At 43.9% G+C, this 16,183-nt stretch carries 9 protein-coding genes, 4 pseudogenes and 1 riboswitch; of the genes and pseudogenes, 8 read left to right on the top strand and 5 right to left on the bottom strand.

Annotation, left to right across the window (positions count from 1 at the left end):
• Positions 1-168: 168 nt before the first annotated feature.
• Positions 169-1,074, bottom strand: a complete 906-nt coding sequence (locus JCM21738_RS08310; protein WP_023625911.1) for a nuclease-related domain-containing protein — start codon at positions 1,072-1,074, stop codon at positions 169-171.
• A 116-nt stretch (positions 1,075-1,190) separates the two neighbouring features.
• A riboswitch (Lysine riboswitch) is annotated at positions 1,191-1,368 on the top strand.
• Between the two features lie 160 nt (positions 1,369-1,528).
• On the opposite strand from JCM21738_RS08310, the pseudogene JCM21738_RS08300 reads away from it, so the two are divergent.
• Both JCM21738_RS08300 and JCM21738_RS08295 read left to right on the top strand, forming a co-directional pair.
• A pseudogene (locus JCM21738_RS08300) lies at positions 1,529-3,147 on the top strand (amidohydrolase).
• A gap of 125 nt (positions 3,148-3,272) precedes the next feature.
• Positions 3,273-5,039, top strand: a complete 1,767-nt coding sequence (locus JCM21738_RS08295; protein ID WP_243462947.1) for a methyl-accepting chemotaxis protein — start codon at positions 3,273-3,275, stop codon at positions 5,037-5,039.
• Positions 5,040-5,068: 29 nt separating this feature from the next.
• Here the strand turns inward: JCM21738_RS08295 and JCM21738_RS24305 are convergent, their stop codons facing one another.
• A complete protein-coding gene (locus JCM21738_RS24305; RefSeq protein ID WP_156315512.1) occupies positions 5,069-5,209 on the bottom strand; it encodes a hypothetical protein in 141 nt (46 codons plus the stop codon).
• 242 nt (positions 5,210-5,451) lie between these two features.
• On the opposite strand from JCM21738_RS24305, the gene ymaG reads away from it, so the two are divergent.
• On the top strand, positions 5,452-5,640 hold the full coding sequence (ymaG, locus tag JCM21738_RS23200; RefSeq protein ID WP_081742084.1) for an inner spore coat protein YmaG: 189 nt from the start codon (positions 5,452-5,454) through the stop codon (positions 5,638-5,640).
• 417 nt (positions 5,641-6,057) lie between these two features.
• Here ymaG and JCM21738_RS22370 read toward each other — a convergent pair.
• Positions 6,058-11,584, bottom strand: a pseudogene (locus JCM21738_RS22370) (pullulanase).
• 483 nt (positions 11,585-12,067) lie between these two features.
• Between JCM21738_RS22370 and JCM21738_RS08280 the strand changes: the two are divergent.
• Both JCM21738_RS08280 and JCM21738_RS08275 read left to right on the top strand, forming a co-directional pair.
• Positions 12,068-12,853 (top strand): arylamine N-acetyltransferase family protein, encoded by a 786-nt coding sequence (locus tag JCM21738_RS08280; RefSeq protein ID WP_023625907.1) that lies wholly within the window; start codon positions 12,068-12,070, stop codon positions 12,851-12,853.
• A gap of 59 nt (positions 12,854-12,912) precedes the next feature.
• Positions 12,913-13,724, top strand: a pseudogene (locus tag JCM21738_RS08275) (EcsC family protein).
• Between the two features lie 91 nt (positions 13,725-13,815).
• On the opposite strand, the pseudogene JCM21738_RS27235 reads toward JCM21738_RS08275, so the two are convergent.
• Positions 13,816-13,944, bottom strand: a pseudogene (locus JCM21738_RS27235) (acyltransferase); the annotation flags it as partial.
• Positions 13,945-14,101: 157 nt separating this feature from the next.
• On the opposite strand from JCM21738_RS27235, the gene JCM21738_RS26675 reads away from it, so the two are divergent.
• On the top strand, positions 14,102-14,233 hold the full coding sequence (locus tag JCM21738_RS26675; protein ID WP_023625905.1) for a hypothetical protein: 132 nt from the start codon (positions 14,102-14,104) through the stop codon (positions 14,231-14,233).
• A 284-nt stretch (positions 14,234-14,517) separates the two neighbouring features.
• Entirely contained in the window at positions 14,518-15,159 is a 642-nt protein-coding gene (locus tag JCM21738_RS08270) for a 2OG-Fe(II) oxygenase (protein WP_031308076.1), read from the top strand.
• Positions 15,160-15,208: 49 nt separating this feature from the next.
• Here JCM21738_RS08270 and JCM21738_RS08265 read toward each other — a convergent pair whose 3' ends face one another.
• On the bottom strand, positions 15,209-15,439 hold the full coding sequence (locus JCM21738_RS08265; protein ID WP_023625903.1) for a hypothetical protein: 231 nt from the start codon (positions 15,437-15,439) through the stop codon (positions 15,209-15,211).
• Between the two features lie 49 nt (positions 15,440-15,488).
• Between JCM21738_RS08265 and JCM21738_RS24300 the strand changes: the two genes are divergently transcribed.
• The gene (locus JCM21738_RS24300; RefSeq protein ID WP_052019617.1) at positions 15,489-16,178 is read left to right on the top strand and encodes an NUDIX hydrolase; all 690 of its coding nucleotides are present in this window, start codon (positions 15,489-15,491) and stop codon (positions 16,176-16,178) included.
• The last annotated feature ends 5 nt before the right edge of the window (positions 16,179-16,183 follow it).

The following is a 16,183-nucleotide window of genomic DNA, read 5'->3' as shown; positions in this document are numbered from 1 at the left end:
GAAGATTATCGTTACATTAAATGGGATAATGTGCGGATAAAATCGGAGACGCGAAGATTATCGTCACATTAAAGGGAATAAAGTGGGGATAAAACAGGAGTCATGAAGATTATCGTTACATTAAATAGAGCCCGAAAGAGGTTTGGCCTTCTTTCGGGCTTAAAATAATTATTCATAATGAGTGGAAATCCACTCTCCTTTCACTGTGAGGTATTTCTGTAAGACTCTTCTTATGGCTCTCTTAGGCAGGGTGCTATCCCCCCATTCGTAAATGGCTGTTGTGGTCACTCTTTGGTCGGGAAAGAGTATCACAAAGCTGTTAACAGTATGCAACACTAAAGAATCAACCTCTTCCCTGGAGTCACAATGCCTGCATATAATCCGCTTACGCTCGAAACTCTCCAAAAATTCCCCACATGACCCACAAATAACACCTTTTCTCAACATCTCAAAATTATATCCCGGTACTCTGGTATATGGTGATTTCTTAACATGCAATGCCAATAAAGCCTCGGCTAGTTTGGTATGTTTGCCTGTTAACTTTGAGGCAGTCCTATTCATGTTTTTCATAAAACGATTCATTTGACTTGGTAAGATAATTGGAGATTTAAGTGGTGCTTGCAAGAGGGTGAATTCCGGGTTAACGAACACGAGGTGAGGTTCAAGTGGTGTGTAAAAGCCCAGGCTCTTCAGCAATTGTTTCAGCAGAGTTTCTGCGCGATTTAATTGATGGAGGGGGTTTTTAGTTTCGTTGCCGGCGGCAGTCTTAAATTTGTCTCCATCCAGATAATAGTCACCTTCTAGATTTTTCACTTCAAAAAGGTGCAGCCGGTCCTGTGTGATTACTAAAGAATCAATTTGAAAAAGGGTGCCATTCACTTCAAGGAGCAGGTCGTTGATTATGAGGCATTCGGCTCTATAGTTCGTAAACCAATGGTCGAATTGCACTTCACCTTCATAGCCTTTTTCCAGCGTTCGCAGGTTTTGCGCATCTTTCTCTTCCAGTTCCATCCGGGGTTTCAACGCTTGCAACAATTGTAATTCTTCTGGTTTGGTTCTCTCTTTTAATATCATATTCAACTTCCTTTCTTCTTTCATTTTAAAAAAGTGTCATCAAAAAATCAGTGAACATTTTACGAATTTTGATAAATCTGATACTATTAAGCTAATTTCATATGATCTTATCAGATTGGTGAGGTAGAGGAGCGAATAACAAGAGTAGTCCATCGGAGATAGACAATCGTTGATGGTGGGGGAAAGGGTTGTTTGCCGAAGCGTAATCAGGGTCAGACTGATTACTGCTGGGATGCTTTCTGAACAAGGAGCAGACTGTCATGCTGGGTTTGTGCATGGAGAACTACTGATCGAAATGGGAGATAACGTATATTGTAAAAGCAATGATAGGTTATTTTCTGTCATTGCTTTTTGCATGCCAGAGCCTTTCCAATATCCCCTTCTATCAAACTCCAAACGCACTCCCCAGGCATCCCAAATTTATTCCTTACCTGCGACATAACCGATATCAATTTTGTCCAAGGGGGAGAATCTTCGTGAGAACATTTATAAAAATGGAACCATCTATACATTTAATTCACGCAATCCAATTGTACAGGCAGTGGTCATTGAAAATGGCCGTTTTATTGATATGGGAACTACCGAGGATATGGTGCTGCACTGGGGCGGCCAGGCACAAATCATTGATCTCGAAGGGAAGACGGTTACGCCAGGCTTGATTGACAGCCATCTTCACCTGTCCATCATGGCGGATAGCTTCATCAATCTCGATTTTGTCGGAATCATGACCAAACATGAGATGCTGGCAAAAATAAAGGAAAAAGCCAGTCAGCTTCAGCCTGGTGAATGGATTGCCGGCAGCAGCTGGGATGAGAATCTTTTTACCGACGGAAGAATTCCGACGATTGCCGAACTGGATTATGTGGCGCCAGCCAACCCGTTATTTTTAACAAGGACGTGCCTCCATGCGACTTTAGTCAACAGCAAGGCGCTGGAAGTGTGCGGCTATCATTCAGCCGTTACAGTTCCGGAGGGCGGCACCATCGTACTCGATGAAGTCACGAAACAGCCGACCGGCATGTTCCTCGAGTCAGCGGCAAATCTGGTCAGACAGCACATCCCTGAACGTTCCTGCGACGACTGGAAAAAAGCGATGCGGCAGACGATGCATTTTGCGATGAGCAAAGGGCTGACGAGTGTGCATACAAATGATTCGCTGTATCTCGGCGGGCTTGAAAAAACGTGGAATCTATTCAATGAGCTTTTAAATGGAGAGCAGCTTGGCTTGCGCAGCAATCTATTGATTAACCATGAGTTTTTACCAAACCTAAAAGAAGCCGGCATGTACACAGGCTATGGCAATGATACGCTGCAAATCGGTGCGGTGAAAATTTTTGCCGATGGAGCATTTGGACAGAGAACAGCGCTGTTGTCAGAGCCATATAGCGATGCGCCAGGCCATTACGGAGATGCGATGTACGACCAGGCGCATTTATACGAAATCGTGAAAGGTGCACGAGAGCTGGACATGCCGATTGCTGTCCACACGATTGGCGACCAGGCTCTGGAAAATATTCTCGACGTGCTGGACCAGTTCCCGGCAGCGGCTTATCGAGACCGCCTGATTCATGCGCAGGTTTTAAGGAGGAATTGATTCCTCGCTTGAAGGGACCGAGCAGAATTGCCGATATCCAACCGCGTTTTATCGCGAGTGATTTTCCATGGGTTCAGGAGCGTCTGGGCGCAGAACGGATCAAGCTTTCCTACGCTTGGAAAACCTTGATGGAAGCAGGTGTCATTTGTGCTGGAGGCTCGGATGCTCCTGTTGAACCAGTCGATCCAATCTTGGGAATCCATGCGGCAGTAACGCGAAAAAAGCCGGGTGAAACTCACGATGGCTATGTGCCGGAGCAGAAGCTGTCGATGGTCGATGCGTTCCGACTCTTCACTGAATTAGGGGCTTATCCGACAAACGAAGAGACACTGAAAGGCACGATTGCACGGGGGAAATTAGCGGATTTGACTGTTTACTCAACCAATCCATTTAATATGGAAGATCCGGATGAACTTTTAACAATGGAAATTGAAATGACGATCATTGGCGGGGAAATTAAATATCGCAGGCTCACTTAGAAGCATGGGGACGTTCTTAACTTCCATTCGGAAGAAAGAACCGTCCTTTTTAGTTTTTATGGCTAAAGTCCTAAAATTTTCTGAATTTAAACCGAAATAGAAGGTAAGAGTGGTAATTTAATCTATTGCTGGACAGGAGAGCGGAAAATGAAATCCAAGAAGAAATTCGCAAAACCACAGAAAAGATTCGCAAAACCACAGATGAAATTCAGTGTTCGAGCCAAACTATTGGCTGGCTTTTTTCGGTTTTAACTTTATTGGCGCTCGTGGCCATCATCACGAACTTTCAGTTTAACAATATGAACAGCCAGTATTCTACATCCATTGATGACCGGATGGAAAAGCTGAATCTGATTGTCGAGATGAAGGATGCAATCATGAGAGAGCAGCTGGCTCTCCAAAAGTATATGGCCAATGGAGATGGTGAAAGCCTGATTGAATTTGAGGGTGCGGTAGAAGATTTTGACAAAAGCTCTGAGAAATATTTAAGCACAACAGCATCAGCTGAAGGAAAAAAGGTAGGAGAAAACCTTGTTGCAGCTGAGGCACAATATTATGAGGTGGCTTCAGAGGCTTTTCTTTTAATAAGAGATGAACAACTGGTAAAAGTCAGATTATTGATGCAGGAAAAAGGAAATCCGCTTATCTTCAGCCTGAATTCTGCCGCTGAGGACGCGATTGAGTACCAGCAAGATGCCCTGGAATCAACGAGTGAAACGTTGTCTGGTAATGTAAAGAAAGTAGCCTTGCTGATCATTGCGCTCAGTGCAGCGGCTTTTATCATTGGAATTGTGATAGCTACATATATTAGCAGGATGATTTCAAAGCCTGTCCAGCTTGTTTCAAGCGCGGTAAAGCAAATGGCTGGCGGAAACCTGGCTATTGAGAAAATCAATGTGAAGAATAAAGATGAAATTGGCCAGCTAGCTGCAGATTTCAATGACATGGCAGTCAACTTGAGGAATTTAATTTATCAGGTAAGCAGTACATCCGAGCAGGTTGCGGCATCCGCAGAAGAAATGATGGCAAGTGCGGAACAAACCAACTCTGCTACGAACCAGGTTGCAACAGCCATTCAGGAGGTTGCTGGCGGTGCCGAGGTCCAGAGCAAAAATACAGAAGAAAGTGCGAAAGCGGTAGGTGAGATGTCAGGCGGTATCCAGCGAGTCGCCGAAACGACTTCTTCCGTTGCCGAGTCTGCGGCTGAAACGGCAAAACAAGCACAGGCCGGCCAGGAATCTTTGGAAAAAGTAATTCAGAAGATGAAGTCGATCAATGATGCGACAAGCGAAACCAATGGAGTCATTAAAGACCTGGATCGTAAATCAGCGGAAATAGGCAAAATCATCGAAGTCATCACCGGTATCGCTGATCAGACGAATTTGCTTGCCTTGAACGCAGCGATCGAAGCTGCAAGGGCCGGGGAGCATGGCAAAGGCTTTGCCGTTGTCGCAGATGAAGTAAGGAAACTGGCTGAGCTATCGAGGAAATCAGCCAGCCAGATTTCCGGCTTGATCGAGATTATTCAAAAAGAAACCCATCAGGTTGTGGAAATGATGAATAAAGGAACGGTCGAGATATCTGAAGGGGTGTCTTTAGTTGAGTATACGGGTCGGACATTTGAAGAGATTCTAAAATCGATCGAAAATGTCAGCGAGGAAATCCAGGAGGTATCCGCGATATCTGAGGAAATGTCGGCAAGTGTCCAGCAGGTAAATGCCTCAATCGAAGAGGTAACCAAAATCGCCCGCGATTCCGTAGCAAGCACAGCAGAAATCGCGTCCGCAACGGAAGAGCAGCTGGCATCAATGGAAGAAGTCATCTCATCATCAGCTTCACTAGCAAGTCTGGCGGAGAACCTGAGAGAAATGGTCGCGAAGTTTAAAGTTTAATTTTTGAAGAAGCATGAGACGGGGGGTTCTTATGCTTCTTTTTTGTTGGTTAGGAAACTATAAAATTTATTTAGTTGTGGATAACTACATGTAGTATTCTTAATCCAGCTCCAGCGCCTAGCCCCTCGAATCGCTTCGGTCCGCCCAATGAAGTCAAAGAACGACTTCACTGTCAGGCCCTCCAGCGCTTGTCGGGGCTGACCAAGGCGCTTGCGCTTTTTGTTCTGGCGTATTGGCGCCCTGAAAGTCTAGATTTTGGGAAAAGAGGTCATCAATAAAGCGTGTTGGAGCACTCGCCAAAGAAGTCTTGAAAAGGCTTCATCGCTTATATAGGTGCATTCGCCCAAGCCAAAACCGTGATAAACGCATATAAAGTTAGTGAATACAAAAAGAGAAGAGGGAGGTAAGCCGGATGCGTGCATACAGACATCCTTATCGTTCGCAGGATCAGAGGTTTATCGGCTGGGGCTTTGGATTACCGTTTTTAGGTGGTTTGGCTGGTGGATTGTTGGGCGGAGCGTTATTTTATCCGCGACCTTTTTATCCCCCATACCCGCCATATTATCCATGCTGCCCACCGAGATATCCATTCTATTATTAAACGTTAACAAACAAAGGGGAATGAGCTGCCTGGCTCATTCCCTATTTTTATCTTATAAGAAAGTATATTAGTGTCTAGCTCCAGCGCCTAGCCCTTCGAGACGTTTCGATCCGCCCGATGAAGTCAAAGAGCGACTTCACCGGTCGGCCCTCCAGCGCATGTCGGGGCTGACCAAGGCACTTACGCTTTTCAGGCTAACTAAAAAATATTCGAGTTCCCGCTAATTCCGTGCAGCAAAACAATACACTACGAGCCGCGGCCCTTATACAATCTGTTACAATCTGTCTTCTAGCATCTGATTCTCCTAAGGCGTTCATGTTGGTTAATTAATGATACCCTTGATGCGAATGTTAGTAAACTATCAAGGCAAAAATAACGCAAGTACCATCTGATTAGGATGATACCTGCCGAGAAATCCTACTTCTTCTTGCCTTTGTGGTCTACTTTGATGACTACAGTTGTTAATGGATCAAGCGTCAATTTGTCTTTTGACAGCTTGAAACCTGACTTTTTGGATACCGGAGTTTTCCCAGCCTCATCGTTGTCAACAAGAACCTTTCCTTTAGAGAAGTCAAGATCACCTAAAGTCAACGTACGAGCTTTCATATCAGCATTGACGAATACATAGTACGTACCAGTCTTATCGGTAGATACGTTTTCGTATGCGATAACTAAGTCGTTATCGTTGATTTCAGGCAAGTCCAGCAATCTTACATTCTGGTCAACGAGTTCTTTTTCGCCAAGGCGGAAAGCGTTCGTTGATTTTCTCAGCTCAATCAAGCCTTGAGTATAAGCTTGTGTTGTTGTGTTAACTGAGTATTTCTTCTTGTTTGTAGCCTTTTGCCAATCAAACATGTTGATGGCATCTGAAGAATCGTATGAATCATGGATGAAGTAGCCGAATGGCTTTCCTTGTTCATCCGCTAATTCATGATACTTTTGCTCAGGAACACCTTCGCCTTTCCATTGCTTCGTTCTGCCGTACTCCTGTCCTGCGTGAAGGAATGCAGTACCTTGTGACGTCAGGATCATGGAGTTGCCAAGCCGAATCCGCTTGTGGATTTCAAGATTGTTTTCAGGAATTGCCGGATCCTTTTTAATCGATTGGGCAATGACATCATATAGCGGTAAGTTATCGTGTGCTGCGATGTATTGGACCATGTCGCCAGGATCGTCGTCAGCTGTGTTGCCAGGCTGGCCTTTGATGTTGTCGAAAATCGTCTTGATATCACGAGCTCCACCAGTCAGGAATCGAGGTTCACCTTCAGAACCGAAGCCAGACTTCAATTCGTTACGGATTTCGTCAGAGAAAACACCAACGTCATCTGTCTTATCCATCCAATCCTGGTCAGCGCCCATGCCAGCCAGTTCTGGCTCAGCGATGTGGCCGGCGAATGTTCTCCAGCCTTCACCGATGAACAATGCATCAGGATTTACAGATGCAGCTGCATCGTACGCGTTCTGGACTGCAGGGTAGGTTGCGTCACCCATCATATCAAAGCGCATTCCATCAATCTTGTATTCTTCGAACCAGTACTTCACTGAATCGACCATAAGCTTTTCAGCCATAGTATGGCTTGTTGCCAGGTTGTTTCCGAAGCCGCCAAGGAAGTTTCCTTGTGCATCCTGGAACGCATAGTAATCAGGAACGATATCATTCAGCTGGCTGGATTGTGCCATATGAGTATAAACAACGTCAAGGACAACACCCATTCCTGCATCATGGATTGCATCAATCATTTGTTTCAGTTCTTTTACACGTAATTCAGGATCAGTTGCATCCTCTGAATATGCGCCATCCGGCGAGAAGTAGCTGTGTGGGTCATAGCCCCAGTTGTACTCGTTTCCGCCCGCAGAGTAATCAAGCTCTCTTTGGCCCATCTTTGTTTCGTCGCCATAATACCACGCCATGACAGGCAGTAATTGAACGTGTGTAACGCCAAGCTTTTTAATATAATCCAGCTTGTCGACGAAGGCGTTGTAAGAACCCCATCTAGCATTCAGATCACCTTCGATTGAAGGGTCAGATGTGAAGTCACGTACGTGTACTTCATAGATTACTGCGTCTTCACGCTTTTCATAGCCTTTAATTTTTGCATGATCGAAATCCTCAGGATCTGTACCGCTCATGTCAACAATCGCTGCTTTACCAACGGTGTCGCCATCAGGACCAGCTTCACCCTTCGTATTCACCGTGAACGCTGCCATTGATTTTGCGTAAGGATCAAGAACTTTCTTTGTCACTCCATCATTTGTAACTTCATACTGGTAAAAATAACCCTTCAGGTCAGTTACATTCAGGGCGCCAGGAGCAATGTCCGCAGACCAGACTCCTTTTTCACCCTTTGTTAATTCAATGCTGCCAATTTGCTCTGCTGCATTGTCCTTGTTAAAGAAGTTCGCCACAACCTTGTTTGCTTTAGGAGCCCAAAGCTTCAATGTTGCTGCGCCATCCTTATAGGTAGCACCTAGGTCATCACCTTCATAAGCAAACATTTCATCAAGCATTCTCCAACCGGATGAAGCAGAAACCGTTCTGCCCGAATACGTGATGGACAAAGGAAGCTTTTCTAAATCAAATTGAGCTTTTACTTCTACTTTTTTGTCTCCTGCAATCTCCACACTTTCAATCTCAACAGTTGTACCGTCTGCGTCTTTAATCTCCAGTTTCGACTTCAGATTTTCAGCAGTTAAGCCGTCAGTCATGGTAAAGCTTAGTAAAATCGTGTCCTCGGAAATCACTTCAGCAGATGTCAGGCCCGTAGCCTGCTCCCAGTAAGGAGAAACGTAGACATTGTCATCGCCTTGTTTAACCCAGACGTGATTGTATTTGTCTAGCAGGTTGAATGATTTGTCGCCGCCATCCTTGTTTCCGTTGGTCTTATTGAGAGTGATCATACCTATTGTCTTCGCGTTTTCTTTTAGCTGGATATCAACATACGCACCGTAACGGTCTGTGCCAGAGAAGGAAGCAGCTCCTGTTGGCCAACCATCTGAAGGTGCAGCGACATCGCCCCAGTTCCATAACCCAAAGTTTCGTAATCAGCATTGTCGCGTACATAGTGGACGCGGACAGTGTTTTCAGGTAGGTTGACTGGTTCATAAGTATAAACCTTGTCATCGCCTTGTTTGATGAAAATTTCATTGATATCAGGTGAAATGATTGTAAATCCTTTGTCTCCGCCGTCTTTACCAGCATCACCTTTTGTTACGTCCATGACGAGGAAGCCGATGTTCTTTGCGCCATCTGCAAGCTCGACGTCAATGTACGCACCATAGCTGTCCGTTTTTTCGAACATTGTAGCGCCAGTCGGCCAGTTGGCAGAAGGGGAGGCTACGTCGTTCCACAGCCATGCTCCATAGTTTTGATAGTTGTTGTCATCACGCTTGTAGTGGATACGGACATGGTTCGCAGGGATTGGTTCAACCGTTCCATCGCCGCCGCCATCGCCGTCACCATCACCATTGCCATCTTCAGCAGGTATGATCGTACCATTTTCAACCGTTAGTAAAACAGTACCGCCATCCGCTTTAGAAGGGATTGTTAATGTCACCTTTCCGGCTGTAGCAGTGTAAGTTTCACCTGAATAGTGGTCTGTTACCACTGGATTTTCGCCATCAACCGTTAATGTTACTTCTTTCGCACTGTCAGCAACGTTCAAGCCGACATAGGCTGCTTCATTTCCGTGCTTTCTTGCAAAAACCATGAACTGATCAGCATCTGTGCCGCCAATCGTTGAACGCTCACCTTTTGCGAATACTTCAGAATGATCTCCCCTGAAGTTCAAAATCTTCTTATAATGTGCAAGGATATCGTTGCCTTCAACCTGATCCCAGGCAAGGTCATAACGGTTGTCGTATTGCGGATAGTTATTTGCGCCAGTTTGTCCAAGTTCTTCACCGTAATAAATGACCGGCTGGCCTTTAGCTGTCGCCTGCAGGGAAGCAGCAACCTTCAGCTTGCCTTCGTCATTTCCAGCAGCGTGAAGGAATCCCTCTTCGTCATGGCTTCCAAGGAACTGTCCCAAAGTGGCCGTGTTATCTATTTTTGCGTTACGTGCAGTCAACGCATCATTTGCAGCACTCAGGTTTCCGTTAACAAAGGAATGCGCAATATTCTTAAAGTCAAAATCAAGCAGGGAGTCCATCATACCTGTTTCAAGGTATCCTTGCTGGTTGTCAGCACTCGCCCCCCAAGCCTCACCGATCATCTTATGTTCAGGCATTTTTTCAGTTATAGCATTTTTAAATGCCATCCATGTAGCATCTTCAACGTGCTTCACTGTATCGACACGGAAGTAATCGATTGTGTTGCCCTTACCAGTTGTAGCTGCTTCGATCCAGTCTGTCTGCCAATCTATGATTTGCTGGCGGACTTCAGGGTCTTCTGTTTTAAAATCAGGAAGGCCTGCTAGTTCACCAACGACTTCATCTGTACCAACATTCGAGCCCTGACGAAGCATGCTGCTGAAAGTGCTGCGCTCTTCATCCGTTGGGTATCCAGCTGGTTGATTTTCCATAGAACCATCGATTTCTTTTAAGCCATAGCCAGTGTGGTTCAGTACCACATCGACCATGATCTTGATACCGCGCTCATGAGCCGCATCGATTAGCTCATGGAAATCATCCATTGTACCGAAGTGAGGATTCAACTGTCCAAAGTTGCTGGCCCAGTAGCATGATATGCATAATAGGAGTGCTCATCAGTCGAGCGGACATCGTACTTGATGTTCTCGACAACTGGACTGATCCAAATTGTGTTTACACCTAGCTCATCCAGGTAATCTAATTTCTGGGTAATTCCTTTAAAATCGCCGCCCTGGTATGTGCCACGGTCGTTTTTTTCTTCATAATTCTGGTTGTAAGGATCATTGTTAGATGAATCCCCATCAAAAAAACGGTCTGTCAGCATGAAGTAAATGATTGACTCATCCCAGTCAAAGTCATTTTCGCCTACAGATTGTCTTGTTTTCACATCAACAGTTGCTGAAGCGTTATGTGCATTTCCGAATGAATCGGTAACTGTTAGTGGAATCGATTTTGTACCTGCTGTTACATTGTCATCAACGGCAATTGTCACTTCTTTTAACGATGGGTCGATTTCAAGGGCACTAGATCCACCTAGTGCAGAAACATCAGCAGTGATTTTTCTGACACCGACTCCATCTGTCAGGCCTATTACATCAACTGTTAGCACTGCGTTTTGGTTATAATCAATCTCTTCCGGCGTAACAGAACCGGAAACAGTCAACTCAGTGTTTGTGTGAGAAATCGTCGACTTCCCATCAACTGTATTGTAAGGGTCGGTTACTTCATTTGTAACGCCATCTTTTGTTACCAGATATGTGTATTCACTTGTTCCGTTAGGAATGTTTTCATATGAAACTACGAATCTCTCATTCTCTGGCTGGTATGTCATTGGAAGGGTTTCGCCATTGAACTTCAATTCTACTTTTTCAATTGAGCCCATTGCATCGTTAGCGAAAAGTTCTTTATCACGATAGAAGAAAGTTGCCTTTCCATTATCAATGACTGGAGCTGATCCATCAGGAACGATGCGAATTTGTTCTACCCCACTTGTGATGAATGCTTTTGTTAAGGAATCATTTTTGTTGACGTTGATAAAGCGGTCTCCAAATTCCTTTTGTGCAGTATCCCAATTATCAGTACTGCGAAGGACAAAGCCCATCTGCGCAGTGTTAGGGCCAACGGGGATATCAACAACAGCTTTGCTGCCTTCCTTTGTTGTAAAATCAACCTGGCCATCAGTCACACCTGTGTTCCAAGTCCATATATTCCATTCACCAAAATTCTGGTCTTCACGAATGTAGGTAAAGCGTACTTTGCGCTCAGTTGATTCTGAGGTGACAGTCGTTCCTTCAGCATTAGCCTGCTGGGCAGGTACGAAAGGAAGCCATAAACTCAAAATCATGATCGCTGTCATGAAAATAGAGAAACTACGTTTTGTGCTTTTTCTCATACGTATTTTTTCCTCCCTAGATTGAATGATGTAGCTAGAGTAGTAGAAAAAATGTCCTCCTTTCTATTATTAAGGAATCTAAGTGAAACCGTTTGCACAATTCGGCAAAAAAATAAAATCCCAAATCATGCAAGCGCTTGCAATAAACTTTCTTCTCAATTTTACAATACTTTTACTTAGCCAGCAATGACAATATAGCAGGCTGTTTACATGAAAATAGTCCTAAAATACTACACGATTTTACAAGATAATAGGATTTTAGTATAAAGGGATGTCAGTTTTTATCGTAATTCCTTTAAAATCTATTTGAATATGAAGAAAGTTGTCGGAATAAATATATTTAAATGATAGAAAATGAATAATAAGACCTGTATTGAAATGTCTGCTTTTTTGAATAAATTCATGTATCTTTACGATAGATAGCTTAACGGAAAGAGGTATTGGAAAATGAGTAATCTAAACCAGCTATACCGTGAGAGAATCGGGCTGCCTATAACAACGCCTGTCACATTAGCAAAAATGGATGAAATTCTAGAACGGACAGCAGCAGCTATCCCATTTGAAAACCTGTGCACGCTTTCTGGTGATTTAAATGAATTGAATGAGGATAATTTAGTTGACAAAATCATCCATAGAAATGAAGGCGGCCTATGCTATGACTTGAACGGCATCCTCTATTTATTTTTAAAAGAGAATGGCCTGGATGTCCAGCTGATCCGCGGGTCAGTATACGTTCCTGACCTTAAGGCCTTCAGCCCGACAGGCAGGACGCATGCTGCGATATTACTGAATGACGAAGGCAAAAGATATTTGGTTGATACCGGTTTTGGCGGGAACCTGCCGTTAAGGCCGGTGCCGTTGGATGGGACTGATATTAGTTCTCCTAACGGGGATTTCCGTGTTAAACAACATGATAGTGAGTTTGGAGATTATATTTTAGAGATGAAGCTGAAGTATAAGGATCCTGATTGGAGAATCGGCTACGCTTTTGATTCCAGAGAGCCGGTGGAGAATGTCAGCGATTTATCAGAAATGAAGAAAATCATTACGGAACATCCGCAGTCTCCATTTAATAAAAAGCCATTGCTGACAAGAGTGACGGCAAACGGGAGCATGGTGTTAACGGAAACTAGTTTTACCCAATGGACGGAAGATGGTGTTAAGAAAGAGGAAATAGACTCGGATCGCTTCAAGGGACTGGCAAAAGAATTCTATAACATTGAACTAAAATGAAACCTTCCTATGATGTAAACCGTTAATATAGTATCAAAAATGACAGGTGGATGAATCAGATGGATGCACGGGACTACTTATTGAACGAACTAAAGGAAATTGAAAAATGGGAAAAGGACCAGAAGGGGCTTTGGTTTTGGGAGCGCCTGACCCGTCTGCCATTCAAGATGCTTGACCGGTTTACGCCAAAGTTCATCCAGGAGAAGGTAGGGGTCCTGCTTGATGAGCTGGGGAGCTACATTCAAACGGGAGGCCAATATTTAACAAGCGAGAAGTCTGTGTTTCAATTTTTCGAGAAAAGACTGGAAGGAGAGTTAGCCAGCTTACAGATATGGAGCGCGTTCCGGTGGAAGAAATGAAGATGGCATCACTGGCACTTGGCGAGCAACGAAAGAAAGCGGCGACGATCCAGGGAGCAAGTACGGGAATCGGCGGAATTTTTACGCTCGCGATTGATATTCCTGCTGTTCTGGCCCTCTCGCTAAAAACAATCCAGGATATCGCGATCATCCATGGTTATGATCCAAGAGATAAAAAGGAACGTGTATTCATCATTAAGTGCCTGCAGTTTTCTTCAGCGGATGTTGTTGGAAAACAGGCCATATTGAATGAATTGAGCGATTTTAACAATGAAAATAAATCAAGGGAAGTCATCTCGCAGCTTCAGGGCTGGCGCGAGGTTACCTTAACATATACAGAATCATTCGGCTGGAAAAAACTGCTCCAGATGGTACCGGTGGCCGGGATTGTCTTCGGCGCTTTCGCCAACCGGTCGATGGTGAGCGACCTTGCGGAAACCGCGACGATGCTATATCAAAAGAGACGGATTTTGGAGAGGCTGGAAAAAAGGGACTTGATTGAGGAAAAATAAAGACTTCAGGTTTGCCTGGGGGATTATTATTACATAAAGCAGAGCCTGATCCATATTTTTTGAAGTAAGCAAAGGATTGAGGATTATCACTAACCTTTAGAATGAACAGATAGCCTGAAGCGACAAAGAAAAATGGAACAGCAAACCTCGAAAGATTATCAAGAACGAAATATCCCAGCTGGTCATTGCTTGGGAATGTATGAATAATGACGACTGCCAATATGGCAAAATTGCATAAAATCGATTGCGTAGTTGCGCTGCATGCTTGGCCTCGAAGTTATAAGAATTTGTACTCCTAGTGTTTCCACTATATTCAGCCTTATGAATATTAGTAAGAAAGACTTGGGATAATAGGGAACAAAAAGGAGGCAAATTCGTTGAACTCTGACAAAAAACGGCAAGATAAGAATCAAATCGAACAGGACTTAAAAAACAAAAAGAACGAACAATCTCCTAAACAAACAGACGGCTTCCGCTACGACTATGATGATTCTTCAGACTTGAAATGAAAAAAGAGGAAAAACCTTTAAGCGGGGTTTTTCCTCTTTTTTTTATCGTCCTATGCAATTTGGAAATTTAATACTCTCTTTTTTCATTTAGAATTAAAAAAAGATAGTAAAACACCTTCCCCCGTTGTAAAATAAATTGAAAATTGAATAGAGTTTGATAATCGGTTTTGTCATCCATTTTGATTTACAGAGGACAAGGGACATAAAGGATGAATGATGCTTTCGTTTATATATCAATCTAACTTTTGAAAAATTTATTATTAAGAGGTTGATGAAAGTTGAGAATGGATACTGTTGATTTAACTGTAAAAGAACCTACGATTTTTAGTCATATCGGAAACAAAATCAAAACCGACGATCGTGAAATCAACATAATTGCTAGAATGGAAGAACCGCTAATCGTCATTTTGGGAAATGTGCTAAGTGACGAAGAATGCGATGAGCTTATGAAGCTGTCAAAGGACAAACTGCAGCGCTCAAAAATCGGGAATACCCGCGAAGTTGACCAGCTTAGGACGAGCAGCAGCACGTTTATCGAAGATGCCGAAAACGAGGTTGTTGCACGGGTTGAAAAGAGAATCTCGCAAATTATGAACATTCCAGATGAGCATGGTGAAGGATTGCAGATTTTAAATTATAAAATTGGCCAGGAGTACAAAGCCCACTTTGACTTTTTCGCGTCAAATGTAAGCAACCCGAGGATTAGTACACTCGTCATGTATCTGAATGATGTCGAGCAGGGGGGAGAAACTTATTTCCCTAAGCTCAATTTCTCGGTGTCCCCACAAAAGGGCAGTGCCGTTTATTTTGAATATTTCTATGACAATCAAGACTTGAATGACTTGACCTTGCATGGCGGAGCGCCAGTTGTCATTGGTGACAAATGGGCCGCAACGCAATGGATGAGACGGAAAAGAGTGAAATAGAGCACAAAGAAGCATGGAAAGCATGCTTCTTTTTTTATTTAATAGGAAATTACAAAATATTTTCAGTGTGGATAACTATCCAGGTTTTCTTAATCCAGCTCCAGCGCCTAGCCCCTCGAGTCGCTTGTCTAGTGTCGCCTCCTAGAAACTCCGAAACTTCAATTCCGCCGGCAGAAGCAAAAAGCGTTTCTTTGTCGGAGTCTCCAGTTTCTGCGTTTCTGGGCAGTCGGCTATACTTTTCGGTTTCGGTCCGCCCAATGAAGTCAAAGAATGACTTCACTGGTCGGCCCTCCAGCGCTTGTCGGGGCAGAACGAGGCGCTTGCGCTTTTTGTTCTTTTATATGAAAGAGCTTGGAATCAACCTGGATATCGAAAAAGGCGACAGATTATTTACTGTGAAATTTTCGCAAGGCTTCGATGATATCTGGCTCGTCAGGCAAAATGTTGCGATTGAGGATTTGCATCTTCAGGAAGAGGAAGTCGCCGAAGCGAAATGGGCGAGTGAAGCGGAAATAAGGGAAATGGCAGAGACCGGGGACTTCATACCGTTCAACTATTTCGACCTATTATTTGACATGGTCAAATCTAGTATCGCTCTCAAAAAGGCTTCAGCAGATGATGCTGATGAACTTTTAGCTCTGCAAAAAGAAGTATTCATGCCTTTATATAAAAAATACAAGGATCATGAAACAAGCCCGGTAACCCAAACAAAGGAGAAATTCTCCGCAAGGTTTAAGCGGGGGGATTATTATAAAATATTTTTTGAAGGCATGCTTGCGGGTAGTGTTCATGTCTATGAAAAGTCCCCTGGATTGATGAAGCTGCATATCATCAATATCCTTGAAAAATACCATAATAAAGGCATTGCCCAGGAAGCCATGAAACGGCTGGAACTCATGTACCGGAGGCGGATGCATGGGAGCTTGATACGATCCTTACTGAAGAGCGGAACTGCTATTTGTATGAAAAGATGGGGTATAAGCGTACCGGAGAGGCCAAAGACATCAACAAAGACCTGACGATT

This window comes from Mesobacillus boroniphilus JCM 21738 (assembly GCF_000517385.1).
GTDB classification, from domain to species: Bacteria; Bacillota; Bacilli; order Bacillales; family Cytobacillaceae; genus Mesobacillus; species Mesobacillus boroniphilus.
Note: the sequence above shows the minus strand (reverse complement) of the source record. Positions and strands in the feature narration are given on the sequence as shown.

Bases quoted from the DNA above. Each gene is read 5' to 3' on its own strand.
- JCM21738_RS08310 (WP_023625911.1), bottom strand. From the start codon at position 1,074: ATGATATTAAAAGAGAGAACCAAACCAGAAGAATTACAATTGTTGCAA.
- ymaG (WP_081742084.1), top strand. From the start codon at position 5,452: ATGCGTGCATACAGACATCCTTATCGTTCGCAGGATCAGAGGTTTATC.
- JCM21738_RS08280 (WP_023625907.1), top strand. From the start codon at position 12,068: ATGAGTAATCTAAACCAGCTATACCGTGAGAGAATCGGGCTGCCTATA.
- JCM21738_RS08270 (WP_031308076.1), top strand. From the start codon at position 14,518: ATGGATACTGTTGATTTAACTGTAAAAGAACCTACGATTTTTAGTCAT.